The organism is Kineococcus gynurae (genome assembly GCF_042433995.1).
Taxonomy (GTDB): domain Bacteria; phylum Actinomycetota; class Actinomycetes; order Actinomycetales; family Kineococcaceae; genus Kineococcus; species Kineococcus gynurae.
The window spans coordinates 180,876-204,105 of record NZ_JBHLUI010000003.1; the positions used below are offsets into that span (position 1 = coordinate 180,876).

The following is a 23,230-nucleotide window of genomic DNA, read 5'->3' on the forward strand; positions in this document are numbered from 1 at the left end:
GTGTTCCGCGTGCCCCAGGCGCCGCTGTCGACCGAGGCTGCCGAACTGTTCGCCCGTCCGAACCCCGCCGTCATGGCCACGGTCCACCCCGACGGTCACCCCGTCACGGTGGCCACCTGGTACCTCGTCGAACCGGACGGGCGGGTCCTGCTGAACCTCGACGCCCGCCGGGCCCGTCTGCGCCACCTGGCGACGAACCCGTGGGTCTCGGTGACCGCCCTGGCCGAGGGTGACTGGTACACCCACGTCAGCGTCCAGGGACGGGTCGTGGAGACCCGCGACGACGTGGACCTCGTGGACATCGACCGCCTGGCCCGCCACTACACGGGTTCGCCCTACCCGACGCGGGACTTCCCGCGGGTCAGCGTCCTCGTGGAGATCGACCGCTGGCACGGCTGGGGCGCCACCGCCTCCTGAGCGCGAGGTCCAGGACGAGGAACAGCGCGAGGGACGCCCCGAGCAGGGGCAGCGCCCACCCGAGGGCGACGGTGCCCGCCACGACGAGGGCGAGCAACGGGACCGGCAGGCTCCGCCAGGTCCCGGGTCGCGGCGGGGGGCCGACCGCGGCGCGCCGGGTCAGGTCCGGGCGACGCAACCACCACATGCGGTAGCCCCCGGCGAGCAGGCCCGTGAGCCCGAGCCCGAGGGCTAGGAGCACGAGCTGGTTCAGCACCCCGAAGGACCCCATGTGCAGGTCGATGCCCCAGCGGGCCAGTTTCGCCATGAACGGGTAGTCCGAGAACCGGACGACGTCGGTGACCTCACCCGTCAGGCCCGCGTCGGTCGAGGTGAGCACGACGGCGGCGGAGTCCACCCGGGTGTGCCACCCCCGGTCGATCTCGTCCACCTTCCAGGTGGCCCCGGCCTCGCTCGGGGCCTTCACCTCGATCTTCGCCGCGGTCAGCCCGGCCGAGCGGGCCGTCGCCAGCACCGTGGCGAAGGCCGCGGGGCTCACCGTCGTCCGACCCACCGCCGGGTCGGCGCCGCCCGTCGCGCCACCGGGCCCGTGGTGGTCGTGGTTCCCGCCCGCCACCGCGGGCCCGGCACCGGGAGCGGTGGTCTCGACGGTCGGCGTGGTCCAGGACAGCCCGGCCCGCAGCGCGTCGACGTGGGCGCCGGCGTAGGTCGACCAGGTCAGCCCGGTCGCCGACAGCCCGACGAGACCGACCGCCAGCCAGATCCCCAGCACCCCGTGGACCCGTCGGGTGCGCGCCCGGGGCCCCCGTCCGCTTCCCCGGGGTCGCCGTCGGGCGAGCCAGAGCGCCGAGCCGGACAGCGCGAGCACGCCCAGCCAGGAGGCGGCCAGCTCGCTGTACAGGCGCCCGGGTTCGCCGAGGTGCAGATTGCGGTGCAGCTGGCTGATCCAGGTCCGCACGGGCAGCGACCCGCTGGTCCCGTAGACGGTCAGCTCCCCGCGAATCTCACCCGTCCCCGGGTCGACGAAGACGGCCGTGCGTTCGGACTCCCCCAGCGTGGGGTCGGCGAACAGGACCCGGGTGGTGCTGGTCGGGTCCGGCGCCGGGCGGACCGCGGCGGGTTCGGCCCCGCCGCGGGCGTCGGTCGCCGCCTGGATCTGCGCGGTGAGCGGGAGCGGGGTGGCGACGGCGGGCACCTGGAGCTGGTGGCGGTGGACCAGGCCCTCCAGCTGCGGGGTGGCGGCGTACAGGGTTCCGCTGATCGCGGCGACGAGCAGGAACGGGGCGACGAGCACGCCGGCGTAGAAGTGCAGGCGCAGCACCAGCGGGCGCAGGCGTTCCCAGGGGGTTGGGCCGACCGGTGGGTCGGCGGGTCGGACCGGGTGCAGAGCGTTGTCGACGGACACGGGGGGTTCTCCTCAGGAGGCGGCCGCGTGGGGGCGGCCGGGTGGTCGTGGGCGCGCGGGCGCCCGGACCGGGTCCTGGGACGTGCGGGACCGCGGATCAGGCGCCGAGGGCGACCGGGGGTCCGCGGTGGGTGAGGGTCCGGGTGAGCAGCGCGTCGAGGCGCGGCCGCCGGTGCCAGGCCCCGGCCGCCGCCCGGCGCACCCGGGGGGTGACGGCGGGCGTGACCGGGACGAGGGCGACGACCAGCGGGGCCAGCCAGGCGAGGAGGCGCCACAGCGCCGCCTCCCCGCGGGCCAGGACGACGGCGGTCAGGACCGTGGCCAGCACGTGGCCGAGCAGCATCGGGTCGAGGCCGGCGCCCACCCCGGGCACGACGGCCGGGGCCCCGGGCAGCACGACGGCACCGAGGGCGTGGCCGTGGGCGAGCGCCCCGGTCGGCAGGTCGGCGGCGGCTGCGACGGCCGCCGACCGCGCCACCGCGGGGTCGAGGGCCATCAGCACCTGGTGCAGCGAGACCTGCCCCACCCCGAGGACCGCGAGCAGGAGCGGGACGGACATCCGCCACCGGGTCAGCAGGTGCGCCACCGACCCCACGAGGACGAGCAGCGCGAGGGCGGGGAACGCCTCCGGGAGGGCGCCGCCGCCCCCGAGGTGCGCGGCCGAGGCCAGGGCGACGACCACGACCGCCACCACCGCGCTGCGCAGCGTGCGCAGCGGGCCGGTGGTGGGTCGGATCACGCCGGTCAGCGTAGGCGCCGCTCCGGCTCTTCCGGGGCCGATGACGCCGTTTGTCCCCCGACCCGCCACGCGTCAGGATGGTCCACCGCTCTACGGGAGGTGGGTGAGTCTCACGACCAACGAACTGCTGGGGGCGTCGGACTGCGCTGCCACCGTGAACTCCCTCGCCGTGCCGGTCCGGGTCGTGGACGCGACCACCACGGCCGACGAGGTCGACGCCCTGTTCCGTGCCGATCCCGGGTTGCGCTGCCTGGCCGTGCGGCCGGCCGTCGGGACCCTGGGCCTGCTGACGCGCGACCGGTTCCAGACCTGGATGGCCGGGCCGCTGGGGTACGGAAGGGTGCTGCACGCGCGCCGGTCGGTCGCTCCGATCGTCGACGTCGATCCGGTGGTGGTGCCCGCGGGGACGTCGGTGACGGCGGTCGCCCGGCTGGTCCTCGCCCGGGGTGGACCCGATCCCCAGGTCACCGAGGTCCTGGTGGTCGACCCCGGGGAGGCACCCCGACGCGTCGGGGTGGCGGAGATCTTCCGGTCCCTCGCGGCCCAGCTCTCGGCCAAGGTGCTGACCGACCCGTTGACCGGTCTGCCCAACCGTCAGCACGTCCTCCTGCACCTGCAGGGCGAGGTCGCGCGCCCCGAGCCGGGAACCCGGGTGGTGGTCGTCTTCGTGGATCTCGACGGGTTCAAGTCGTTCAACGACGGGTACGGGCACGGCGTCGGGGACCGGGTGCTCGAGACGGTCGGTCGACGACTGCGCGAGTTCTGCGGACCCGGGACCCTACCGGCCCGGCTCGGTGGGGACGAGTTCGCGATCGTGACCCGGACGCCCGCCGCCGATCCCCTTCGAGGGGCTCGTGACCTGGCCGATGCGTTGCAGCAGTGCCTGTTCCGCACGGTGGAGGTCGGTCGGCTCGTCCTGCCGGGCCGGGCGAGCATCGGGATCGCCGTCGCCGGCGACCGGCTCATGGAGGGGGCCGCGCCCGTCGCCGCCGACGACCCCCGGGTCGTCGGGGCCGCGGACCTCCTCCTCCGGGAGGCCGACCTGGCCATGTACCGGGCGAAGTCGGCGGGGGGCAGCGGGTGCGCGATCGTCACGGACGCGGGTTCCTCGGCGGTCCGGGCGCCCTTCACCGCCGACCGGGCCGAGCTGGCCCGGGCCGTGGCCGAACGGCAGTTCGTCGTCCACTACCAACCGATCGTGACGCTGCCCGTCCGGGCCCTGGCCAGCGTCGAAGCCCTGGTGCGCTGGCGGCACCCCGCGCAGGGGCTGCTCCGCCCCGACCGCTTCCTCGACGCCGTCGCCGACGCCGGGTTCTCCACCGAGCTGGACCGTCACGTCCTCGGGGAGAGCATCCGGCAGGCGGCGCGGTGGCGGCGCGAGCTCGGGCCGGACGCCCCGCCGCACGTCAACGTGAACATCTCCCGCCCGGGGTTGTCGGACCCGGAGATGGTGGCGGACGTGCTGCGGATGCTGGCCGAGCACGACGTGCCGGCCTCCGTGCTGCGGCTGGAGATCCCGGAGTCGGCCACGGTCGAGCACCTGCGCTCGGCCCGGCGGAACCTGGACGCCTGGCGGGCGGCGGGGGTCGGGCTCACCCTCGACGACCTGGGCGCGGGGGCCTCGACCCTGCACCACCTCACCGACCTCGCCCTCGATGGCGTGAAGATCGACCGCCGCTTCGTGGCCGGACTGCCCGAGGACGCCCGCGACGCCGCCGTCGTCCGGGCTCTGCTCGGGCTGGCCTTCAGCACCCGTCTGGCGATCACGGCCGAGGGCGTCGAGACAGCCGCGCAGCTCGCGGCCCTCACCACCCTGGCCGACGGCCGGCCGGCGTTCGTGCAGGGCCACCTGATCGCCCGGCCGGGCCCGGCCGACGACCTCGGGCTGCCCTGGCCCCGGGGGGTCTGGCCGGCCCCGACCGCCGGGTGCGCCGCCCGGGCCCCGGTCGGGGCGCGACCGGTGGTGCGGACCGGCCCGCTCTGACCCCGCTCAGGAGGCGACGATGCTGTCCCCGTCGACCGACACGGTCACGGGCGCCAGCGGTTCGGTCGCCGGCCCCTGCAGGACCTCTCCGGTGATCGCGTCGAACTTCGACTGGTGGCACGGGCAGTCCAGCTCGGTGCCGCTGCCGGCCTGCACCGCGCAGCCCTGGTGCGTGCACTTGCCGGAGTAGGCGACGAACTCACCTGCGGTCGGCTGGGCCAGGGCGACCGGACCGGACGCCGCCTCGACCACGAGGACCCCGCCGACCGGCACGTCCGCGGTCGCGGCCAGGGTGTTCCCGGTGGCGCTCGCCGTCGGGGTGTCGCCGGCGCTCGCACCGGCGTCGGACCCCGGCGTGGTCGTGTCGTCGGAGCCGCAGGCCGCCAGGCCGAGTCCCGCGACGCCGACGCCGCCCAGGCCCACGGCGCGGCGGCGGGTGAGGATCGAGCGGGTCTCGTTCGGGTGGTGCGCCATCAGGACCTCCGGGTTCGAGTCGTCGACGATGGCCCCCACTGTGACGCAGACCGCGTCCGCGCGCACCGTTCATCCGCTGCTCACCGCGTCGTCACCGGCGCGCAGCCGGGCTCGGACCCGCCCCCGGCATCCTGTGCCCCGCGCGCGTGCCGACGGGCCCGGCGTCGAGGAAGGATGCTCCGTGGACCTGCTGGCCGACCGTGACTTCACCGTGCTGGACGACGAGGACGAGCCGGTCCTGCTGCGCCCGGACGGGACGCCGGTCGACACCTGGCGCGAGGACTACCCCTACGACCAGCGGATCGGGCGTGACGAGTACGACCCGGCCAAGCGGCTGCTGCAGATCGAGCTGCTGAAGCTGCAGAAGTGGGTCAAGGCCAACGGAGAGCGGTTGATCATCCTCTGCGAGGGGCGTGACGCGGCGGGCAAGGGCGGAACCATCAAGCGGTTCACCGAGCACCTGAACCCGCGCGGGGCCCGGGTCGTCGCGCTGGAGAAACCCTCCGACCGCGAGGCCACCGAGTGGTACTTCCAGCGGCACGTGAAGCACCTCCCGGCCGCCGGGGAGATCGTGCTGTTCGACCGGTCCTGGTACTCCCGGGCCGGGGTCGAGCGCGTCATGGGGTTCTGCACCCCGGAGCAGTACGACCGGTTCATGCTCCAGGCCCCGTTGTTCGAGCGGATGCTGGTCGAGGACGGCATGCACCTGGTCAAGTTCTGGTTCTCGGTGACCCGGGCCGAGCAGCGCACGCGGTTCGCCATCCGCCAGATCGACCCGGTGCGGCAGTGGAAGCTCTCGCCGATGGACCTCGCCAGCCTGGACCGCTGGGAGGACTACACCGCGGCCAAGGAGGCCATGTTCGCGCGCACCGACACCCCGTACGCCCCGTGGACGGTCGTGAAGACGAACGACAAGAAGCGGGCCCGGCTGGAGGCCATGCGGGCCGTGCTGAGCCGGTTCGACTACGACGACAAGGACCACGAGGTGGTCGGGCGGCCCGACCCGCGCCTGGTGGTGGACGCCCGTACGATCCTGGAGCAGGACCGCCGACCCGAGCGGTAGACCGAGTCGGAGAGCCAGGGGGCGCCGGTGGCCGAGGAACTGCGACCCTTCCCCGCCGAGTTCGACCGCGTCCTGGCCGTGGTGGCCCACCCCGACGACGTCGAGTGGGGGATGGCCGCGGCGATCGCCGGATGGACCGCGGCGGGCCGGCACGTCCGGTACCTGCTCGCGACCCGGGGGGAGGCGGGGATCGACGCCCTGCCGCCCGCCGAGGCGGGGCCGCTGCGCGAACGCGAGCAGATCGCGGCCGCGTTGCGCATCAACGTCGCCGGGGTCGAGTTCCTGAACCACGCCGACGGGGCGATCGAGGACGGTCAGGCTCTGCGCCGGGACATCGTCCGCGCGCTCCGGCGGCACCGGCCCGACCTGGTCCTCACCCTCAACCACGACTACACCTGGGGTCGTGACGCCGAGGGCCGCGGGAGCTGGAACAGCCCCGACCACCGCGCGGTCGGGCGGGCGACCCTCGACGCGGCCGGGGCCGCCGGCAACCGGTGGATCTTTCCCGAACTGGCCGCCGAGGGCCTGCAGCCCTGGACCGGCATCCGACGGGTCGGGGTCGTCGGCTCGCCCCGGCCCACGCACGCGATCGACGTCACCGACGGCGTCGAGGCGGGCATCGCCTCGCTGCGGGAGCACCGCAGCTACCTGGCCGGCCTGTCCGACGAACCGGTCGAGGACCAGGCCCGGGCCGTCTACGAGAACGTGACGCGTCGCGACCTGCCGGGGTTCGAGGGGCGACGCATGCTGACGCTCGAACTCGCCATCGGGTGACGGCGCGGGGGAGGGCCCCGGTGGCCCGACCCACCCGGGACGCGCGCTCGCTGGCCCTCGTCGGGGTCGGTGGGGCGCTCGGCACCCTGCTGCGCTGGGCGGTCGAGCGGACCCTGCCCGCGGGGGTGGGATGGCCCTGGGGGACGTTCGCGGTGAACGTCGTGGGTTCCCTGATCCTCGGGTTCCTCCTGGAACGGCTGTCGCGGGCGGGGGCGGAGGACCGCCGCCGCCAACGGCTGCGGCTGGCCCTGGGCACCGGCTTCTGCGGGGGGTTGACGACGTACTCGACGTTCGCGCTGGAGCTCGGCACCCTGCTGCGCGCCGGGTCCACCCCGCTCGCGTCCGGTTACGCGCTCGCCTCGGTCCTGGGTGGTCTCCTCGCCGCCGCGGCGGGGGTGCTGCTGGCCGGACGCCGACGCCCCGGGCCGCGCCCGTGAGCGGCTGGGTCGTGATCGCCGTCGCGATCGCCGGTGGGGTCGGGGCGGTGGCGCGCTTCGCGCTCGACGGCGCGGTGACGGCTCGGGCGGGGACCCGCTGGCCGCTCGGGACGCTGCTGGTCAACGTCAGCGGATCCCTGGTCCTCGGCGGGTTGGCCGGCCTGCTGCTCCGCGGGGTCGACCCCCGTTGGGTCCTGGTGCTCGGAACGGGTTTCTGCGGCGGGTTCACCACCTTCAGCACCGCCGCCGTCGATGCGCTGCGACTGCTGCGGTCGCAGCGGGCGGGAAGCGCGATCGCCTACGCCGCAACGACCCTCATCGCATCGGTGGCGGCCGCGGGGGCGGGTTTCGCCCTGCTCGGGTAAACTCGGCCGCTGGTGTGCCGGGAAGTCTGGTCGGCGATCTCGTCCGCGACCCCGAAATGAGTGACGTGAACCGTCCTGCGCCGTCCACCGCCCCCGTCACCCGCACCGGCCGCGTGGCCGGGCACCTGCGCACCGAGAAGGTCAGCGGTGTCCTCCTGCTGCTGGCCACCGCGGCGGCCCTGGTCTGGGCCAACGTGTCCGCCGGCAGCTACGGCGCGGCGCGCGAGATCGTCCTCGGTCCGGCGTCCCTGCACCTGGACCTGACGCTGGAGGCGTGGGCCGCGGACGGTCTGCTGGCCATCTTCTTCTTCGTCGTCGGGGTCGAGCTCAAACGGGAGTTCGTCACCGGCGACCTGCGCAACCCGCGCGCCGCGGCCCTGCCGATCGCCGGGGCGGTGGGTGGCATGGCGGCACCGGCGCTGCTGTACGTCCTGGCAACGGTCACCCTGCCGGGTTCCCCCGAGGGTGCGCTCGGGGGGTGGGCGATCCCCACCGCCACCGACATCGCCTTCGCCCTCGGCGTCCTCGCCGTCATCGGCCGACACCTGCCGAGCGCCCTGCGCACCTTCCTGCTGACCCTGGCGGTGGTGGACGACCTGCTCGCGATCACCATCATCGCGATCTTCTACGCGGGCGACCTCAGCGTCGCGCCCCTGCTGCTGGCCCTGCTGCCCCTGGCGGCGTTCGCCCTCCTGGTCCGGCGTGGGACGACCACGCCGCTGCTGCTCCTGCCGCTGGCGGTGCTCACCTGGGCCCTCGTCCACGAGTCGGGTGTGCACGCCACCGTGGCCGGGGTGGCGCTCGGGCTGCTGGTGCCGGTCCGCAACGGGCTGGCCGACCGGTTCGAGCACGTCTGGCGCCCCGTCTCGACCGGGTTCGCCCTGCCGGTCTTCGCGCTGCTGGCCGCCGGGGTGACGGTCGGGGGGGCCTCGGGCTTCGTGGAGGCTCTCCGTGACCCGGTGGCCCTGGGCGTCGTCCTGGGGCTCGTCGTGGGCAAGCCGGTCGGGATCCTGCTGGCCACGTTCGTCGTGTCCCGTCTCAACGGTTCGGGGCTCACCCCCGGCCTGCGCTGGCTCGACCTGACGGGGCTGACGATGCTGGCCGGGATCGGCTTCACCGTGTCCCTGCTCATCGGGAAGCTGTCCTTCGGCGAGACCAGTGCCGCCGGGCAGCACGTCACCCTCGGGGTGCTGCTCGGCTCGCTGCTCTCCGCGATCCTGGCCGGCGTCGTCCTCGGTCTGCGCAACCGGTCCTACGGCCGGGCCCGGGTCGACGCCTGAACCCGGCCCCGGCCCCGGCCTGGCCCCCGGGTCATCGGGTGGGGGCCGGTGCCAGCCCGGAACGGATGACGAACGTCGAGTCGGCGCGCCCCAGCGCAACGAGGTCGGCCGGCTGCGCGTAGAGCCGGAACCCCGTGTGCCGCAGCACCAGGCTCCGGTTGCCGAAGACCTGCAACGTCGTGTTCTGCCCGCTCGCGCCGGTCACCGGGCAGAACGTCGCCCGGGCGGCCAGGGCCGCGCTGCCGTCGTCGCGGACCATCGCGACCGCTCCGCCACCGCTGACGTCGGGGGAGGCGAGGACCCAGCCCGGCCAGTCCAAGGACTCCAGCGAGATCCAGTCGGTCGACGCCAGCCCCGGACGGACCACCCACGAGGTGCCGTTCTTGACGGCCGCCGCGCTGCCCGTGCCCGCCGCGCGCAGGTAGGCCGCGAAGTTCTCGTGCTGCACCCGTTGGCCGGGGAAGTTCTCCGCCTCCAACCCGATCGTCCGGCCGACGGCGAGAGGGACCGGGGTGGCGGGGCTCAGGGCCGCCCGGACCACGAAGGTCGAGTCCGCCCGACCGAGATCGCTGGTGTCGGCGGGCTGGGCGAAGAGCTGGTAGTTCGCGTGCCGCAACCGCAGGCCCCGGTTCCCCCAGACCTCGAAGGAGGTGTTCTGGCCCGTCGCCCCGGTGACCGCCGCGAACGTGGCCCGGGTGGCCACCGCGGTGCTGCCGTCGTTGCGGACCAGCTGCACCGCACCGGCTCCCGCCGGCGCGGTCAGGTAGTACCCGGGCCAGTCCAGGGATTCGAAGGACACCCCGTCGGCGGAGGCCAGGCCGGGACGGACCGACCACGAGGTGCCGTTCTTGACGGCCGTGGAGCTGCCGGTGCCCGCTGCGCGCAGGTAGGCGGCGAAGTTCTCGTGCTGCACGCGCATGCCCGGGAAGTTCACCGCCTCCAGGCCGACCGCGCTGTCCGGCGTCAGCGCGACGGAACCGGTGGGTGCGCCTCCGGTGGAGCCGCCCTCCGACACCTGGACCGCGCTGCCGACCGTCACCAGTCCGGCCGCACCCCGGCGGAACGTCACGACCTGACCGGGTGAGGGGACGCCGGCCTGGTCGACGACCGTGAGCAGGTAGTCGGCGGGCGGCAGGGTGCTGGTGGAGTTCGGGACCGTCGCCACGACGGTGGCCCCGTTCTGGGTGAACGACAACGGGACCCGGCGCTGGTCGGTGTTCTCCGAGTGGGTCACCGAGGGCAGGCTGATGAGCGAGACCGCCCGGATCCCCCGGGTGTCGGCGAGCTTGAGGGTGAGGGTCCCGCCCAGGGTCGCCGAACCCGAGATCGCCTCGATCGCCGGTCGCGAGGCCCACCGCACGACCCCGTCCGCCCCCCGGGCGAACAGGTAGGACGGGTAGAAGAGTTCGATGTTCAGGTTGTCCTCGGGCCCCGGGGCCCCACCACCGCCGGTGAAGACCGCTCCGCTGGGCAGCAGCAGGGCCGTCGAGTGGTACGTCCGGGTGCGCGCGGCCGTGGCCGCCGTCCGCCAGCGTCCGGTGCCCGGGTCGAACACCTCGGCCTGCCGCACCGAGTTCGCGTCCCCGCCCTGGGTCCCGACCCGCGTCCCCCCGTTGGCCAGCACCTCCCCGGTCGGCAGCACGGTCAGGTTGAGCCAGTTGCGGTTCCAGGCCATGGCCGCCACCGAGGTGACCCGCGGCGTAGCGGTCGTGAAGTCGACCACGGCGGCGGCGTTGGTCGCCGTGGTGCCGTCCTCGTTGAAGGGTTGCCCGCCACCGGCGACCAGGACCCGGCCGGGGGCGAACATGACCTGCGAGCCGGAGACGCGCGGGTTGAACGGAAGACGACCCAGGGCCGTCACGGACCCGCGGTTCGCGGTCGAGATTGTCCACAGGCGGTCGCCGGAGATCCCCACGACCTGCCCGCGCGGACCGTTGAACGCCCGCGGGTACCACCAGCGGTTGTCCTCGGCGCCGAACGCGACCGTGCTCGCCGCACCGGTGAGCGCCGTCCACGCCCCGAGACCGGTCCCGATCTCGGGGATGGTCGCGACACCGTTCTGGTTGGTGGGGTTCTGGTAGGCCCGGGTGTTGTAGTAGTCGCCCCCGCCCATCACGAGCACCCGGTCGTCGGGCAGCCGCAGCGCCGTCGCGTACCAGCGCTGGTAGGCGAGGTTCGCGTACATCTCCTGGGCCCGCGTGACGGGGTCGTAGGTCATCGTCATGGTGGTGGAGTTCCCCCCGACCATGAGCAGGCGGCCGTCCGGCAGCGCGACCATCGAGTTGCAGAAGCTGTTGTAGTTGTGCGCCGACGGGTCCTGCACGTGGGCTCCACCACCGAACCCGGCCGCGACGTTCCAGACGTCGTAGACCAGCCCGCCCTGCGCGGTCGAGTTCAGCGGGGTGCCGAACGTCACCACCTGTCCGTTGCGGGCCACCGCGGCGTGCAGCGGGATGAGGGGCCAGGCGACCTGGGGACCGAACATCCCCCGCTCCGGTGCGTCGGCGGCCGGGACCGCGGTGCCCATCAGGGGGTCCGACGGCTGGTTCAGCGGGACCGGGGTCGCACCGATCGCGTACGTCCCGGCCGGGGCGGCCTCGGACCGGGTCGCCGCGACGACGGACAGGGAACCGAGGGTCGCCACCGCCCCGAGACCCGTCAGCAGCGACCGCCGCGAGGGACGGTGGGTGGGGGTGGACGGGTGCGCGTCGGACGGCTGCGGTTCGGACATGCCACGGCTCCAGGAACAGGACGCGGCGGCCCGGTGCCCCTCGCGCGAGGGGGACGCTAGGAAGATCGCGGGAGCGTGGTCAATCGGAATGGCGCGATGGCGCAACGCCTTTCACCCGACGTGAGCGAGAACCCCCGTTGAGTCACCAGTTCGGGCTGCGACCGTCGGCTCACGGGAGGACGCCTGTCCACCCCTGGGCGGAGACCGGCCTTCCTCCCCGGGGGCGACGACCCCGGGCCGGGGGACGGCGCACCCTGGACGGACGAGGTCGGGCGAGGCCCGAGGAGTTCGAGGAGAGGGTCGGACGATGGGTGCGACGGCGACGGTGCTGGGAACCCTGGCGGCGGGGTTCGGGGGACTGCTGGCCCTGGGGCTGCTCGCGGCCCTGGCGTCCGGGACGGCCTGGGCCCGGCGGGGACGGACGCTGCGCGATGCGGACGACCTGCCCCTGGTGGCGCCGACCCGGGCCGAGTTCGGCGACGCCTCGGCGATGGTGCGCACGGCGACCGCCACCCGGGTGGCCACGGTGGTCGACCTCGACGCGCGGCGGGACCGCGGGCACCGGGCGGCCGCCGCCTGAGACCGGCCGCCGAGGACCGGGCCGCGTCAGACCGGGAGGGCGGGACCGTACGGTCCCGCCCTCCCGGTGACGTCACTTCTCGAAGCTGCGCAGCGCGTTGCCCACGCCGAAGAAGGTGGGCGCCCAGTGCCCGACGAAGATGCCCCAGCGGTCGGCGCGGTCGGTGCCGGCGTCCTCCACCTTCTTGGACAACGTCCAGGCGACGAAGGACAGGCCGATGCTCGCGAACCCGGCCGCGTAGGCCCATTCGGAGCGGACGCCCGCGTCGTGAAGTTTCTCGATCATGATGTGGCTCCTCGGTGTCGTGGCCGTCGGTGAGGCGCTGCTCGGACCGGCCTGATCTGTCAGCGGGGCTGGTGTTCTGATGGGACCCGACTTCTGCACCCTCCGCCACTCCAGATCTCCGTCCGGTGACCGAGGACGGATCTCGTTCATCGGGACGTGGTAGTTCTTCCTTCCATGTCTGCACCCCGCCTGGCTCTCACCCGGACCTACCTCGCCCCCGTGGACGCCCCGGCCGAGGGGTCCGCGCCGGGCGGTGGCGAGCTTCCCGGGGTCGCGGACGTGCGCCCGGGTGCGGGCAGCACGAACGAGGAGACGCACTACGACACGGTCGACCTCGCCCTGGCGGCGGCCGGCGCCTCGGTGCGTCGGCAGACGGGCGGGGCCCCCCGGGGCTGGGTGCTGGAGCTGCCGGGGCGGGGTCCGCGCACGCACGAGGTGCGCACCGCCCTCGGACGCGCCGTGCGCACGGCCCCCGCTGCGCTGCAGCGGTTGACGTGGGCCGCGGCGCGGGGACGCTCGCTCGGCCCGGTCCTGCAGATCAGCACGGTCGACGTCCCCCGGGAACTCCTCGACGCCGAGGGCCGGCTGCTGGCCCGGGTCACCGCGCGCACGGTCACGGCGCGTCCGTTGAGCCCGGCGGAGTCGGTCGCGCAGACCTGGGTCGAGTGGCAGGCCGAGGTGGTCGACGGCCGCCGCGACCTGCTCGACGCCATCACCGACGCCTGGGAGGAGATGGGCGCCGAGGAGTCCGACCGGACCGAGCAGGTCCGGACGGTCCTGGACGACCTCGAGGACGAGGCCGCCCCCGAGGGCGGGGACAAGGGCACCCCCAGCGCGGGCGCGGTCGTCCTCGGCCAGCTCGCCGAAGACGTGGCGGCGCTGCTGGCGGCCGACCCCCTGGTGCGGATCGACGCCCCGGAGGTCGTGGTCGGGTTGCGGACCGCGGTCCGGCGGCTGCGTCGGGTCCTGCAGGTCTACGGCTCCCTGTTCGGCGCCGAACGTCGCGAGGCCCTCGTCGCCGAGCTGGACTGGTTCGTCGCCGTCGTCGACGAGGTGCGGGCGGTCGAGGTGCTGCAGGAACGGCTCGCCGAGGAGGCCGCCGAGGAGCGCCTGGCCGAGGGGGCCGGGGACGTCGCGGGAGCGGGGGCCCTGCTCGAGGAGCGCCTGGGGGCCCGTCACGGAGCGGCCCGGGCCGCGCTGCTGGAGGTCATGGACTCCGAGCGCTATCGGGAGCTGGTCGCCGCGCTCGAGGCCTTCGTGGCCGCCCCCGACCTCACCAAGGACGCCCGCAAGCAGCTGAAGAAGGGCACCCTGCTGCCCTTCGCGGCCGAGGCCCACCGGGCCGTGCGCGACGCCTACCGCGAGATCGACCCCGACGGTGACGCGGGGGACCCGTCCGACCCGCTGACCGGGGCGACCCTGCTGAAGCTCGGGGAGACCGCGGAGAGCGCGCGCAGCGCCGCCGAGACGCTGGTCCGGGCCTACGGGGACGACGTCGAGACCTACGTGCACACCGTGCGCGACCTGCTCGACGTGCTGGCCGACCTGCGCGACTCCGTGGCCGCCCGGGAGCTGCTCGAGGCGACCCTCGACGCGCCCGGCCCCGTCGCCTTCGTCATCGGTCGGTTGCACGCGCTGGAGGAGGTGCGCTCGGCGATGGCCCGCCACGACCTCGACGAGGCCTGGGACGAGGCCAACCGCAAGAAGCTGCGCCGCTGGATGGGCTGACCCCGGGGGGTCGTTCGTCGGACCCCTCCGCCGACGCTCGACGGAGGCCACGGCGGACGGGGCGCCGCTAGGTTCGCCCGGGTGAGCATCCCGGCCGACCTCAGACCCTCCGTCCCCGTCGTGCTCGAGGGCAGACGCGTGCGCCTGGAACCGCTGACGGTGGACCACCTCGCCGAGCTGCGGGCGGCCTCGGCCGACGGCGAGGTGTGGCGGCGCTGGTACACGACGGTCCCGACGCCGGAGGGGATGGCCGCCGAGATCGACCGGCGGCTGGCGTTGCAGGCGGCCGGGACGATGGCGCCCTGGGTCCTGCGCGGCACGGCCACCGGCCGGGTGTGCGGCATGACCACGTTCATGAACATCGTGACCGAGCACCACAAGCTCGAGATCGGCTCGACCTGGTTGGCGGGTTCGGCCCAGGGTTCCGGGATCAACGCGGAGGCGAAACTCCTCCTGCTGACCCGCGCCTTCGAGACGTTGGCCTGCGTGAAGGTCGAGTTCCGCACCCACTGGCACAACCACCAGTCGCGGGAGGCCATCGCGCGGCTCGGGGCGAAGCAGGACGGCGTCCTGCGCGACGACCAGGTCCTGCCCGACGGGAGCCTGCGCGACACGGTGGTGTTCTCGGTGCTGGCCGCGGAATGGCCCGCGGTGCGCGCCGGGTTGCGCAGCCGCCTCGAACGGCGCGAGCGCGGCGAGCAGGTCGACGGCGGGGAGGGGACGCGACGATGACCGGACCGGCACTGAGCCTGCGGAACCTGAGCAAGCGGTTCGGGGAGAAACTCGCGGTGGACGCGTTGTCCCTCGACGTCCCGGCCGGGTCCTTCTTCGGGGTGGTCGGCCCGAACGGGGCCGGCAAGACGACGTCGTTGTCGATGGCCACGGGGTTGTTGCGGCCCGACACCGGCCAGGCCTTCGTGCTCGGGACCGACCTGTGGGCCGACCCGTTGCGCGGCAAGCAGAAGTTGGGCGTCCTGCCCGACGGGGTCCGGTTGTTCGACCGGTTGAGCGGGGCCGAGCTGGTCCGGTACTCGGGGTTGCTGCGCGGGGTCGGCGAGGAGGACGTCCGCGTCCGTACCGAGGAACTCCTCGACGCCCTCGACCTGACCTCGGCCGGGGAACGGCTGGTCGTCGACTACTCCGCGGGCATGACGAAGAAGATCGCCCTGGCCTGCGCCCTCGTGCACGCGCCGCGGTTGCTGGTCCTCGACGAACCGTTCGAGGCGGTCGACCCGGTCAGCGGGGCGACCATCCGTTCCCTGCTCACCGGGTACGTGGCCGGGGGTGGCACCGTCGTGCTGTCCTCGCACGTGATGGACCTGGTCGAGCGGCTCTGCGACCATGTCGCGATCATCGCCGAGGGGCGGGTGCTGGCCGCGGGGGAGCTCGGCACCGTCCGCGGCGGGGGCACCCTGGAGGAGCGGTTCGTCGAGCTGGTCGGCGGTGGCCGTGACCTGTCCTCCGGTCTGACCTGGCTGCGGGGGCGGCCGTGACCAGCGCGCGCCCGGAACTGGTGCTGCTGCGCCTGAAACTCGCCCTGCTGCGCAGCGGTCTGCGCCGGAGCCCCTGGCAGATCGTCGCCCTGGTCCTCAGCGGGTTGTCCGTGCTCTCGATCGTCGCCTCGCTGGGTTTCGGGCTGGTGCTGCTGCGCGGGGTCGGGCTCGGGGTGTCCGGCCCGGTCGTCGTCGGGCTGGGCAGCCTCGCCGTGCTCGGGTGGGCCGTGGTCCCGCTCGTCGCGTTCGGGGTGGACGAGACCCTCGACCCGGAACGGTTCGTCACCTTCACGATCCCGGAGCGCACCCTGGTCCGGGGCCTGCTGCTGGCCGGGGTGGTCGGCCTGCCCGGCCTCGCCACCCTCCTGCTGTCGTTGTTCACGGTGGTCACCTGGTCGCGATCGGTGGGGGCCGGGGTGGTGGCCCTGCTCGCCGCGCTGCTGCTCACCGCCACGTGCGTGGGCCTGTCCCGCCTGACCACGACCGCGGCGGCCGCGGTGCTGCGCGCCCGGCGGACCCGGGACGTACTGGTGGTCGTCGGTGGTCTGCTGGCGGTCGGGGTCGGCCCCGCGCTGAACCTGCTCGTCCCGCAGGACGGTTCCGACGTGCGGGCGTGGGTCGCCGCCGGTCGGCAGACCGCGGAGGTCCTCGGGTGGACACCGCTGGGGCTCGCCCTGGCCGCGCCCGTCGACGCGGCCGCCGGGGCCTGGGGGAGCGCCCTGCTGCGGCTGGTGCTGGCGGGCCTGGTCGTGCTCCTCGTCCTGCGGGCGTGGCGGGCGGCCCTGACCCGGACCCTGGACCGGCCCCGGGTCTCCGGCGGGAGCGGCACGGCGCGCGGCGGACGCGACACCTACCGGTTGCCGTTGCTGTCCGCGCCCGCGGCCGCGGTGGCCTGGCGCTGCCTGACCTACTACCGCCGCGACCCCCGCTACCTCATCGGCGTCGTCTCCATCCTCGTCCTGCCGTTCGTGCTCCTGGTCATCCCGATCACCCAGGGGAGCGACGTGGGGCCGTGGCTGCTGGCCGCCGGGCCGGTCGTCGGTTTCCTCGCCGGATGGTCGCTGCACAACGACGTCGCCTACGACAACTCCGCCTTCGCGCTGCACGTGGTGTCCGGGATGCGGGGCCGCGACGACCGGATCGGCCGGGTGGCCGCGTCGGGGATCTGGGAGGTACCGCTGATCGTGGTGTTCGTGCTGCTGGGGGCGGCGCTGGCCGACCGGTGGGACCTGGCGGGGCCGTTGCTCGGGGCCTCCCTGGCGCTGCTCGGGGCCGGGTACGGCGTCTCCTCGATCACCAGCGCCCTCACGCCCTACCCGGTGGCGGCCCCCGGCGGGAACCCGTTCCAGTCGCCCAAGGGGGCGGCGGTCGCGACCGTCCTCGTGCAGCTGGTGACCTCGGTGGTCGTGGCGGTCGTCTGCCTGCCCGTGCTGGTGCCCGCGGTCATCGCCGTCGTGGGCCCGGCCTGGGCCCCGGGGTGGCTCGCGGTGGTGGCGACCGTCCTCGGGGTGCTGCTGGCCCCGGTCTTCGTCGCCGTCGGGGTGCGGATCGGGGGTCGGACGCTGGACGCGCGCCTGCCCGAGGTCCTCACGGTCGCCTCGCGCTCCTGACCCCGTCGCCCGTCGACCCACCCGAACGACGGAAGGCCCCCGCTCCGAGGAGCGGGGGCCTTCCGGCGAAGAGGGGGGAGGCTCAGAGAGCCTGGACCGAGTCGGCCTGGGGGCCCTTCTGGCCCTGGGTCACCTCGAACTCCACGCGCTGGTTCTCCTCCAGCGAGCGGTAGCCGTTGCCGGTGATCGCCGAGTAGTGGACGAAGACGTCGGGGCCGCCACCGTCCTGCTCGATGAACCCGTAGCCCTTCTCGGCGTTGAACCACTTGACGGTGCCCTGAGCCATGCTTTCTCCATCAATGCCAGTCGGTGCGGGACCCGCACGCGCGGGGCCCGGGCTGAGTGGGGAGCCACTCTGCATCCGGCCGGGAGCCGAGCACAGGCGACGCCCGCAACGAACTCCGCGGGCGCGTAACACGATCGAGGAGCTGCGCTAGCTGCAGCCAGCGCGACCGTAACAAGGAGTCCGCGCCCTCCGCAAGACCTTCACGGACGGACCACGGGCGGTCCCGGACGCGCGGACGAACGGATGGGAAGGAGCCTCGCCGGGGCCGGGGGAGCGGGTCGGATCGCGGGTGGACTCGATCTTTCCGGCGTCGTGTGATGAGGTGTGCCTGCCCAAACCAAGGTTGGGCTCACCAAACCTGTTCGCCAGGCCGTCCCCCCGGAGGAACCCCCGATGCCGTCGTCCCTGCCCCGCCGTCGTTCCGTGCTCGCCGGACTGGCCGGCACCGCCGGCCTGGCCTCGCTCGCCGCCTGCGGGGACTCCGCCACGGAGACCGGCGCGACGCCCACCGCCACCGCCACCGCCGAGGCCGGGGCGTTCCCGGTCACCATCACCCACGCGCTCGGCAAGGCCGAGATCCCGGCGCAGCCGAAGCGCGTCGTGACCTGGGGCTGGGGTTCGGGCGACGTGTGCTGGAAGCTCGGCACCGCGCCCGTCGCCGTGCCCACCAACACCTACGGTGCCGAGGAGGACGGGACCCTCGCGTGGTGGGAGGGCTACTACGACGCCTCCGTGACCACGCTGCTGCCGAACCCCGACGGCGGCCAGGTGCCCTTCGAGGCCATCGCCGCCGCGACGCCCGACCTCATCCTGGCCGTGTACTCCGGCATCACGCAGGACGACTTCGACCGCCTGACGCAGATCGCGCCCACCGTCGCCTACCCCGACGGGGCCTGGAAGACGCCGTGGCAGACGCAGACCACGCTCATCGGCGAGGCGCTGGGCCAGAAGGCGGCCGCCGAGAAGCTCGTGACGGACACCGAGGCCAGCTACAAGGAGAAGGCCGCGGCCGACCCGGCCATCGCCGGCAAGACCTTCGCCTACCTCTACGCCACCGAGGCGAGCCTCTCGGTCTACCTCCCGGGCGACTCCCGCGTCGACCTGCTCTCCGACATGGGCCTGGTGAACGCCCCCATCGTCGAGGAGCTGGCGGGCACGACCGACCAGTTCTACACGGAGCTCGCCAAGGAGCGGTCCGGGGACATGGACGCCCAGGTCATCGTCGGCTACGGCACGTTGACGCTGGAGCAGCTGCAGGCCGACCCGGTCTACGGCGCCGTCCCGGCGGTCAAGGCGGGTTCGGTCGCCTGGCTGACCGACGAGGCCGAGATCTCCGCCACCTCGCCCACCGTGCTCAGCCTGCCGTGGGTGCTCGACCGGTTCCTGCCGAGCCTGGCCGAGGCCGCCGGGAAGGCTCCCGCCTGACCGGATGAGTGAGGTCGAACACTGAAGTTCGGATCACCGAACTTCTGTGGCAGTCTCGGATCGTGACGATCCTGGGCGGGCTCCGGCCGACCACGCGCAGCGGGATGCTGCGCCTGCTGGGGCCCGCCTTCATCGCCGCGATCGCCTACGTCGACCCCGGCAACGTCGCCGCGAACCTCACCGCGGGCGCGGGGTACGGCTACCTGCTGCTCTGGGTGCTCGTCCTGGCCAACGCCATGGCGGTGCTCGTGCAGTACCTCTCGGCCAAGCTCGCGGTCGTCAGCGGCAAGACCTTGCCCGAGGCGGTCCGGGACACGCTGCCGGACGGGGGGCGTCGGGCGTACTGGGTCCAGGCCGAGCTCGTCGCCGTCGCGACCGACGTCGCCGAGGTCATCGGCGGGGCGGTGGCGCTGAACCTGCTGTTCGGGATCCCGCTCGTCGCCGGCGGGATCATCGTCGGGATCGTCTCGACCGTCCTGCTCATGCTGCACGGCTGGCGCAGCGTCCGGGTCTTCGAGCTCGTCATCATCGGCCTGCTGCTGGTCATCGTGCTGGGATTCGTCTCCGGGTTGTTCCTCGCCCCGCCGGACCCGGCCGAGGCCGTCGCGGGCCTGATCCCCGGGTTCGAGGGGACGCCCACCGTCCTGCTGGCCGCCTCGATGCTCGGGGCCACCGTGATGCCGCACGCCATCTACCTGCACTCGGCCATGACCCGGGACCACGTGGGCCGCGTGGCCGTCGTCGACCGGCCGCGCGTGCTGCGGGCCACGAAGTTCGACGTGGTGGGCGCCCTGCTCGTCGCCGGGTGCGTGAACATCGCGATGCTGCTGCTGGCCGCGAGTGCGCTGCGCGGGGTGGAGGGCACGGACACCCTGGAGGGGGCGCACGCCGCGGTCGTGGCCGCGATCGGCGCCGGGGGCGGGTTGCTGTTCGCCATCGGCCTGCTCGCCTCGGGGCTCGCCTCCACCTCGGTGGGCGCCTACGCCGGGTCGGTGGTCATGGGCGGGCTGCTCCGGATCCGGGTGCCCCTGCTGCTGCGCCGGGTGCTCACGCTGGTCCCGGCCCTCGTCGTGCTCGCGGCCGGCGTCGACCCCACCCAGGCCCTCGTGCTCAGCCAGGTCGTGCTGAGTTTCGGCATCCCCTTCGCGATCGTGCCGCTGGTCCGGTTCACCGGGAACCGGGAGCTGATGGGCGAGTACGCCAACGGCCCGGTGGTGCGGGTGCTGGCGTTCGTCGCGGTCGCCCTGGTCGTCGGCCTGAACGTCACCCTGCTGGCCCTCACCTTCCTCGGGTAGACATCTCCGGGTGAGCACCCCGGACACCCTGGACACCACGACCACCCGCCTCGACGGGCACACCGCCCACGCCCACCGGTTGACCGTCCCGGTGGACCGCGGCGACCCGACGCAGGGCGAGATCACCGTCTTCGCGCGCGAGGTCGTCCGGGACGGCGGCGAGGACCGCCCGCGGTTGTTGTTCCTGCAGGGCGGTCCCGGGAACCCGTCCCCCCGACCCGACACCATCTCGGGCTGGCTGGACCGGGCCCTGGAGGACTACCGGGTGGTCCTGCTCGACCAGCGCGGCACCGGGCTGTCCAGCCCGCAGGACGCGCAGAGCCTCGCCGGACTGACCCCGGTGGAGCAGGCCGACCGGCTGAGCCGGTTCCGGGCCGACGCGATCGTCGCCGACGCCGAGGCGCTGCGCGAGGCCCTGGGGATCGACCGGTGGAGCCTGCTCGGGCAGAGCTACGGCGGGTTCTGCGCGGTCACCTACCTCTCCCGTTCGCCGGGATCGCTGCGGGAGGTGTTCATCACCGCCGGGTTGCCCGGGCTGACCAACGGGCCGGACGAGGTCTACCGCCGCACGTACGCCCAGACCGCGCGCCGGCACGCGGAGTTCTACGCCCGCTACCCCGACGACGCCGCCCTGGCCGCCCGGATCGCCGAGCACCTCGCCGGTGAGGACGAGCGGTTGCCGACGGGGGAGCGGTTGTCCCCGCGCCGGTTCCGTCGTCTGGGCACCCTGCTCGGGACCACGTCCCGGTTCGACGGCCTGCACCACCTGCTGGAGGACCCGTTCACGACCGTCGGCGGGGAGAGGCGGTTGCGGTCGGGCTTCCTGCAGGACGTGGGGGCGGAGCTGTCGGGAGCCCGGCATCCGCTGTACGACGTGCTGCACGAGTCGATCTACGTGCTGGGCCCGACGACCGGACCCTCGGCCTGGTCGGCCGAACGGGTCCGGGCCGAGTTCCCGGAGTTCGCCCTCGACTCGACGGGGGAGTTCCGGTTCACCGCCGAGCACGTCTACCCCTGGCAGTTCGAGGAGGACCCGGCGCTCACGCCGCTGGCCGAGGCCGCGGAGCTGCTGGCCCACCGCGACCTCGGCCCCCTCTACGACGTCGAGGCCCTGGCGGCCAACGAGGTCCCGGTGGCGGCCGCCGTCTACGTCGACGACCTGTACGTGCCCTACGACCTGTCGGTCGAGACGGCCCGTCGGATCCGGGGGACGCGGACGTTCGTGACGAACGAGTACCACCACGACGGGTTGCGCCTCGACGGCCGGCGCCTGCTCGACCGGTTGGTCGAGCTGGCGCGTCGGTGACCGCGTCGCCCGGGTGGAGCCGTCAGCGGGAGTAGCGGCGACGGAACTTCTCGACGCGCCCCTCGGAGTCCAGGACCCGGGCCTTGCCGGTCCAGAACGGGTGCGAGGCCGAGGACACGTCGACGTCCTGGACCGGGTAGGTGCGGCCGTCCTCCCACTCGACGGTCGGCAGGTCACGCCGGCTGCTCAGGGTGGAGCGGCTCAGGAAGGCGACGCCGGCGGACTTGTCGCGGAAGACGACCAGGTCGTACTCGGGGTGGATGTCGGGGCGCATGCGATCTCCTCGTTAACGCGAATGGTTATCGTCTGCTGTAGTGTGGCACGTCGTCCGCCGTCGACGCCAAGGAGGAGCGGTGTCCGCTCGTTGCCAGGTGACCGGGGCCGAACCGAGTTTCGGCAAGTCCGTGTCGCACTCCCACCGCCGCACCAGCCGGCGCTGGGACCCGAACGTCCAGCGCAAGAAGTACCTCGTCCCCTCGCTGGGACGGGTCGTCACGCTCACCGTCTCCGCGCGGGGGATCAAGACGATCGACCGCCGCGGCATCGAGAGCGTCGTGGCCGAGATCCGGGCCCGGGGGGAGAAGGTCTGATGGCGAGGACCACCGACGTCCGTCCGATCATCAAGCTGCGGTCGACCGGGGGGAGCGGGTACACCTACGTGACCCGCAAGAACCGCCGCAACGACCCCGACCGGATGGTCATCCGCAAGTACGACCCCGTGCTGCGCAGGCACGTCGACTTCCGTGAGGAACGCTGATGGCCAAGACCTCCAAGATCGCGCGCAACGAGCAGCGCAAGGTCGTCGTCGCGCGGCACGCCGCGCGTCGGGCCGAGCTCAAGCGGGCGGCGGTGAACCCGCACCTCGACCCCGCGGAGCGGGCCGCCGCGCAGCTCGCCCTGCAGAAACTCCCGCGCGACGCGAGCCCCACCCGGGTGCGCAACCGCGACGTGGTCGACGGTCGCCCGCGAGGGTTCCTGCGCGACTTCGGGTTGTCGCGCGTCCGGCTGCGCGAGATGGCGCACGCGGGAGAACTGCCCGGGGTGACCAAGAGCAGCTGGTGAGTGCGACGATCCGGGGGTGAGCAGCGCCGAGATCACCTTCCGGACAGAGCACCCCGGCACGGAGTCCGGGGTGCTCCTGCGTCGCGTCTACTGGGCCGAGGTCACTGCGGCCTGTGGCCTCCCCGGCGGGGAACCCCCCGCCGGGGACGAGCACGACCTCGTCGCCCCCCGGGGCACCTTCGTGGTGGCCTCCCGCGCGGGGGAGGATCTCGGCTGCGTCGGCGTGCGCCTGCTGGCCGGTGGTGACGCCGAGGTGAAACGCCTCTGGGTCTCGCCCGCCGCCCGGGGGCTGCGGCTGGGCACCCGGCTGCTCGAGGTGGCCGAGGAGTGGGCCCGGGCGCAGGGAGCCACGCGCCTCTGCCTCGACACCCGTCGGGAACTCGCCGCGGCCGTCACGCTGTACGCCCGCGTCGGCTACGTCGAGGTCGAGCCCTACAACGAGAACGCCGACGCCGACCTGTGGTTCGCCAAACCGCTGGTCTGAGGCGGTC

General features: G+C 74.0%; 26 protein-coding genes. 19 read left to right on the forward strand and 7 right to left on the reverse strand.

Annotated elements, in window-relative coordinates; all coding sequences use genetic code 11:
• Positions 1-9 precede the first annotated feature (9 nt).
• The gene (locus ACFFKU_RS02220) at positions 10-417 is read left to right on the forward strand and encodes a TIGR03618 family F420-dependent PPOX class oxidoreductase (RefSeq protein ID WP_380135160.1); all 408 of its coding nucleotides are present in this window, start codon (positions 10-12) and stop codon (positions 415-417) included.
• Here the strand turns inward: ACFFKU_RS02220 and ACFFKU_RS02225 are convergent.
• Both ACFFKU_RS02225 and ACFFKU_RS02230 read right to left on the reverse strand, forming a co-directional pair.
• The gene (locus tag ACFFKU_RS02225) at positions 362-1,822 is read right to left on the reverse strand and encodes a PepSY-associated TM helix domain-containing protein (RefSeq protein WP_380135162.1); all 1,461 of its coding nucleotides are present in this window, start codon (positions 1,820-1,822) and stop codon (positions 362-364) included. The two genes, ACFFKU_RS02220 and ACFFKU_RS02225, sit on opposite strands and share 56 nt — an antisense overlap.
• Before the next feature lie 97 nt (positions 1,823-1,919).
• Positions 1,920-2,561, reverse strand: a complete 642-nt coding sequence (locus ACFFKU_RS02230) for a hypothetical protein (RefSeq protein ID WP_380135164.1) — start codon at positions 2,559-2,561, stop codon at positions 1,920-1,922.
• A gap of 103 nt (positions 2,562-2,664) precedes the next feature.
• Between ACFFKU_RS02230 and ACFFKU_RS02235 the strand changes: the two genes are divergently transcribed.
• Positions 2,665-4,545 carry a putative bifunctional diguanylate cyclase/phosphodiesterase gene (locus tag ACFFKU_RS02235; RefSeq protein WP_380135167.1) on the forward strand — a complete coding sequence of 627 codons (1,881 nt, stop codon included), beginning with the start codon at positions 2,665-2,667 and terminating at the stop codon, positions 4,543-4,545.
• Positions 4,546-4,551: 6 nt separating this feature from the next.
• Here ACFFKU_RS02235 and ACFFKU_RS02240 read toward each other — a convergent pair whose 3' ends face one another.
• Positions 4,552-5,085 carry a QcrA and Rieske domain-containing protein gene (locus ACFFKU_RS02240; RefSeq protein WP_380135170.1) on the reverse strand — a complete coding sequence of 178 codons (534 nt, stop codon included), beginning with the start codon at positions 5,083-5,085 and terminating at the stop codon, positions 4,552-4,554.
• A 115-nt stretch (positions 5,086-5,200) separates the two neighbouring features.
• On the opposite strand from ACFFKU_RS02240, the gene ppk2 reads away from it, so the two are divergent.
• From ppk2 to nhaA, 5 genes are read left to right on the forward strand one after another with little or no spacing between them, the layout of a single operon-like run.
• Positions 5,201-6,082 carry a polyphosphate kinase 2 gene (ppk2, locus tag ACFFKU_RS02245; RefSeq protein ID WP_380135171.1) on the forward strand — a complete coding sequence of 294 codons (882 nt, stop codon included), beginning with the start codon at positions 5,201-5,203 and terminating at the stop codon, positions 6,080-6,082.
• 27 nt (positions 6,083-6,109) lie between these two features.
• Positions 6,110-6,856, forward strand: a complete 747-nt coding sequence (locus tag ACFFKU_RS02250) for a PIG-L deacetylase family protein (protein WP_380135173.1) — start codon at positions 6,110-6,112, stop codon at positions 6,854-6,856.
• Positions 6,857-6,876: 20 nt separating this feature from the next.
• On the forward strand, positions 6,877-7,293 hold the full coding sequence (gene crcB / locus ACFFKU_RS02255; RefSeq protein WP_380135175.1) for a fluoride efflux transporter CrcB: 417 nt from the start codon (positions 6,877-6,879) through the stop codon (positions 7,291-7,293).
• Positions 7,290-7,658 (forward strand): fluoride efflux transporter CrcB, encoded by a 369-nt coding sequence (gene crcB, locus ACFFKU_RS02260; RefSeq protein ID WP_380135177.1) that lies wholly within the window; start codon positions 7,290-7,292, stop codon positions 7,656-7,658. Before crcB (ACFFKU_RS02255) ends, crcB (ACFFKU_RS02260) begins: the two co-directional genes overlap by 4 nt.
• A 56-nt stretch (positions 7,659-7,714) precedes the next feature.
• Positions 7,715-8,938, forward strand: a complete 1,224-nt coding sequence (nhaA, locus tag ACFFKU_RS02265; RefSeq protein ID WP_380135180.1) for a Na+/H+ antiporter NhaA — start codon at positions 7,715-7,717, stop codon at positions 8,936-8,938.
• Between the two features lie 31 nt (positions 8,939-8,969).
• Here the strand turns inward: nhaA and ACFFKU_RS02270 are convergent, their stop codons facing one another.
• The gene (locus ACFFKU_RS02270; protein WP_380135182.1) at positions 8,970-11,669 is read right to left on the reverse strand and encodes an AbfB domain-containing protein; all 2,700 of its coding nucleotides are present in this window, start codon (positions 11,667-11,669) and stop codon (positions 8,970-8,972) included.
• 307 nt (positions 11,670-11,976) lie between these two features.
• On the opposite strand from ACFFKU_RS02270, the gene ACFFKU_RS02275 reads away from it, so the two are divergent.
• Complete coding sequence (locus ACFFKU_RS02275) at positions 11,977-12,249, forward strand: hypothetical protein (RefSeq protein ID WP_380135185.1); 273 nt, start codon at positions 11,977-11,979, stop codon at positions 12,247-12,249.
• A gap of 72 nt (positions 12,250-12,321) precedes the next feature.
• Here ACFFKU_RS02275 and ACFFKU_RS02280 read toward each other — a convergent pair whose 3' ends face one another.
• Entirely contained in the window at positions 12,322-12,534 is a 213-nt protein-coding gene (locus ACFFKU_RS02280; protein WP_380135188.1) for a hypothetical protein, read from the reverse strand.
• Positions 12,535-12,708: 174 nt separating this feature from the next.
• Between ACFFKU_RS02280 and ACFFKU_RS02285 the strand changes: the two genes are divergently transcribed.
• From ACFFKU_RS02285 to ACFFKU_RS02300, 4 genes are all read left to right on the forward strand, one after another.
• Positions 12,709-14,262: a CYTH and CHAD domain-containing protein gene (locus ACFFKU_RS02285; protein WP_380135190.1), complete on the forward strand. Its 1,554-nt coding sequence runs from the start codon at positions 12,709-12,711 to the stop codon at positions 14,260-14,262.
• 81 nt (positions 14,263-14,343) lie between these two features.
• A complete protein-coding gene (locus tag ACFFKU_RS02290; RefSeq protein WP_380135192.1) occupies positions 14,344-14,994 on the forward strand; it encodes a GNAT family N-acetyltransferase in 651 nt (216 codons plus the stop codon).
• Positions 14,991-15,755, forward strand: coding sequence for an ABC transporter ATP-binding protein (locus ACFFKU_RS02295; RefSeq protein ID WP_380135195.1), 765 nt, complete (start codon positions 14,991-14,993; stop codon positions 15,753-15,755). Before ACFFKU_RS02290 ends, ACFFKU_RS02295 begins: the two co-directional genes overlap by 4 nt.
• Positions 15,752-17,365: a hypothetical protein gene (locus tag ACFFKU_RS02300; RefSeq protein ID WP_380135197.1), complete on the forward strand. Its 1,614-nt coding sequence runs from the start codon at positions 15,752-15,754 to the stop codon at positions 17,363-17,365. Before ACFFKU_RS02295 ends, ACFFKU_RS02300 begins: the two co-directional genes overlap by 4 nt.
• Before the next feature lie 82 nt (positions 17,366-17,447).
• Here the strand turns inward: ACFFKU_RS02300 and ACFFKU_RS02305 are convergent, their stop codons facing one another.
• Positions 17,448-17,651, reverse strand: a complete 204-nt coding sequence (locus tag ACFFKU_RS02305; protein ID WP_380135199.1) for a cold-shock protein — start codon at positions 17,649-17,651, stop codon at positions 17,448-17,450.
• A gap of 393 nt (positions 17,652-18,044) precedes the next feature.
• Between ACFFKU_RS02305 and ACFFKU_RS02310 the strand changes: the two genes are divergently transcribed.
• The 3 genes from ACFFKU_RS02310 to ACFFKU_RS02320 all read left to right on the forward strand — a co-directional run bounded on the left by ACFFKU_RS02310 (position 18,045) and on the right by ACFFKU_RS02320 (position 21,677).
• Positions 18,045-19,076, forward strand: a complete 1,032-nt coding sequence (locus ACFFKU_RS02310) for an ABC transporter substrate-binding protein (RefSeq protein ID WP_380135200.1) — start codon at positions 18,045-18,047, stop codon at positions 19,074-19,076.
• Between the two features lie 104 nt (positions 19,077-19,180).
• A complete protein-coding gene (locus ACFFKU_RS02315) occupies positions 19,181-20,371 on the forward strand; it encodes an Nramp family divalent metal transporter (protein WP_380136093.1) in 1,191 nt (396 codons plus the stop codon).
• A 10-nt stretch (positions 20,372-20,381) separates the two neighbouring features.
• Complete coding sequence (locus ACFFKU_RS02320; protein ID WP_380135202.1) at positions 20,382-21,677, forward strand: alpha/beta fold hydrolase; 1,296 nt, start codon at positions 20,382-20,384, stop codon at positions 21,675-21,677.
• A gap of 22 nt (positions 21,678-21,699) precedes the next feature.
• Here ACFFKU_RS02320 and ACFFKU_RS02325 read toward each other — a convergent pair whose 3' ends face one another.
• Complete coding sequence (locus ACFFKU_RS02325) at positions 21,700-21,951, reverse strand: type B 50S ribosomal protein L31 (protein WP_380135205.1); 252 nt, start codon at positions 21,949-21,951, stop codon at positions 21,700-21,702.
• 79 nt (positions 21,952-22,030) lie between these two features.
• Here ACFFKU_RS02325 and rpmB point away from each other — a divergent pair, with 79 nt between their 5' ends.
• From rpmB to ACFFKU_RS02345, 4 genes are read left to right on the forward strand one after another with little or no spacing between them, the layout of a single operon-like run.
• On the forward strand, positions 22,031-22,267 hold the full coding sequence (rpmB, locus tag ACFFKU_RS02330; protein WP_380135208.1) for a 50S ribosomal protein L28: 237 nt from the start codon (positions 22,031-22,033) through the stop codon (positions 22,265-22,267).
• On the forward strand, positions 22,267-22,434 hold the full coding sequence (rpmG, locus tag ACFFKU_RS02335; RefSeq protein WP_380135210.1) for a 50S ribosomal protein L33: 168 nt from the start codon (positions 22,267-22,269) through the stop codon (positions 22,432-22,434). The genes rpmB and rpmG overlap by 1 nt, the downstream gene beginning before the upstream one ends.
• Positions 22,434-22,739: a 30S ribosomal protein S14 gene (gene rpsN / locus ACFFKU_RS02340; RefSeq protein ID WP_380135212.1), complete on the forward strand. Its 306-nt coding sequence runs from the start codon at positions 22,434-22,436 to the stop codon at positions 22,737-22,739. The genes rpmG and rpsN overlap by 1 nt, the downstream gene beginning before the upstream one ends.
• Positions 22,740-22,755: 16 nt before the next feature.
• Positions 22,756-23,223, forward strand: coding sequence for a GNAT family N-acetyltransferase (locus ACFFKU_RS02345; protein WP_380135215.1), 468 nt, complete (start codon positions 22,756-22,758; stop codon positions 23,221-23,223).
• The last annotated feature ends 7 nt before the right edge of the window (positions 23,224-23,230 follow it).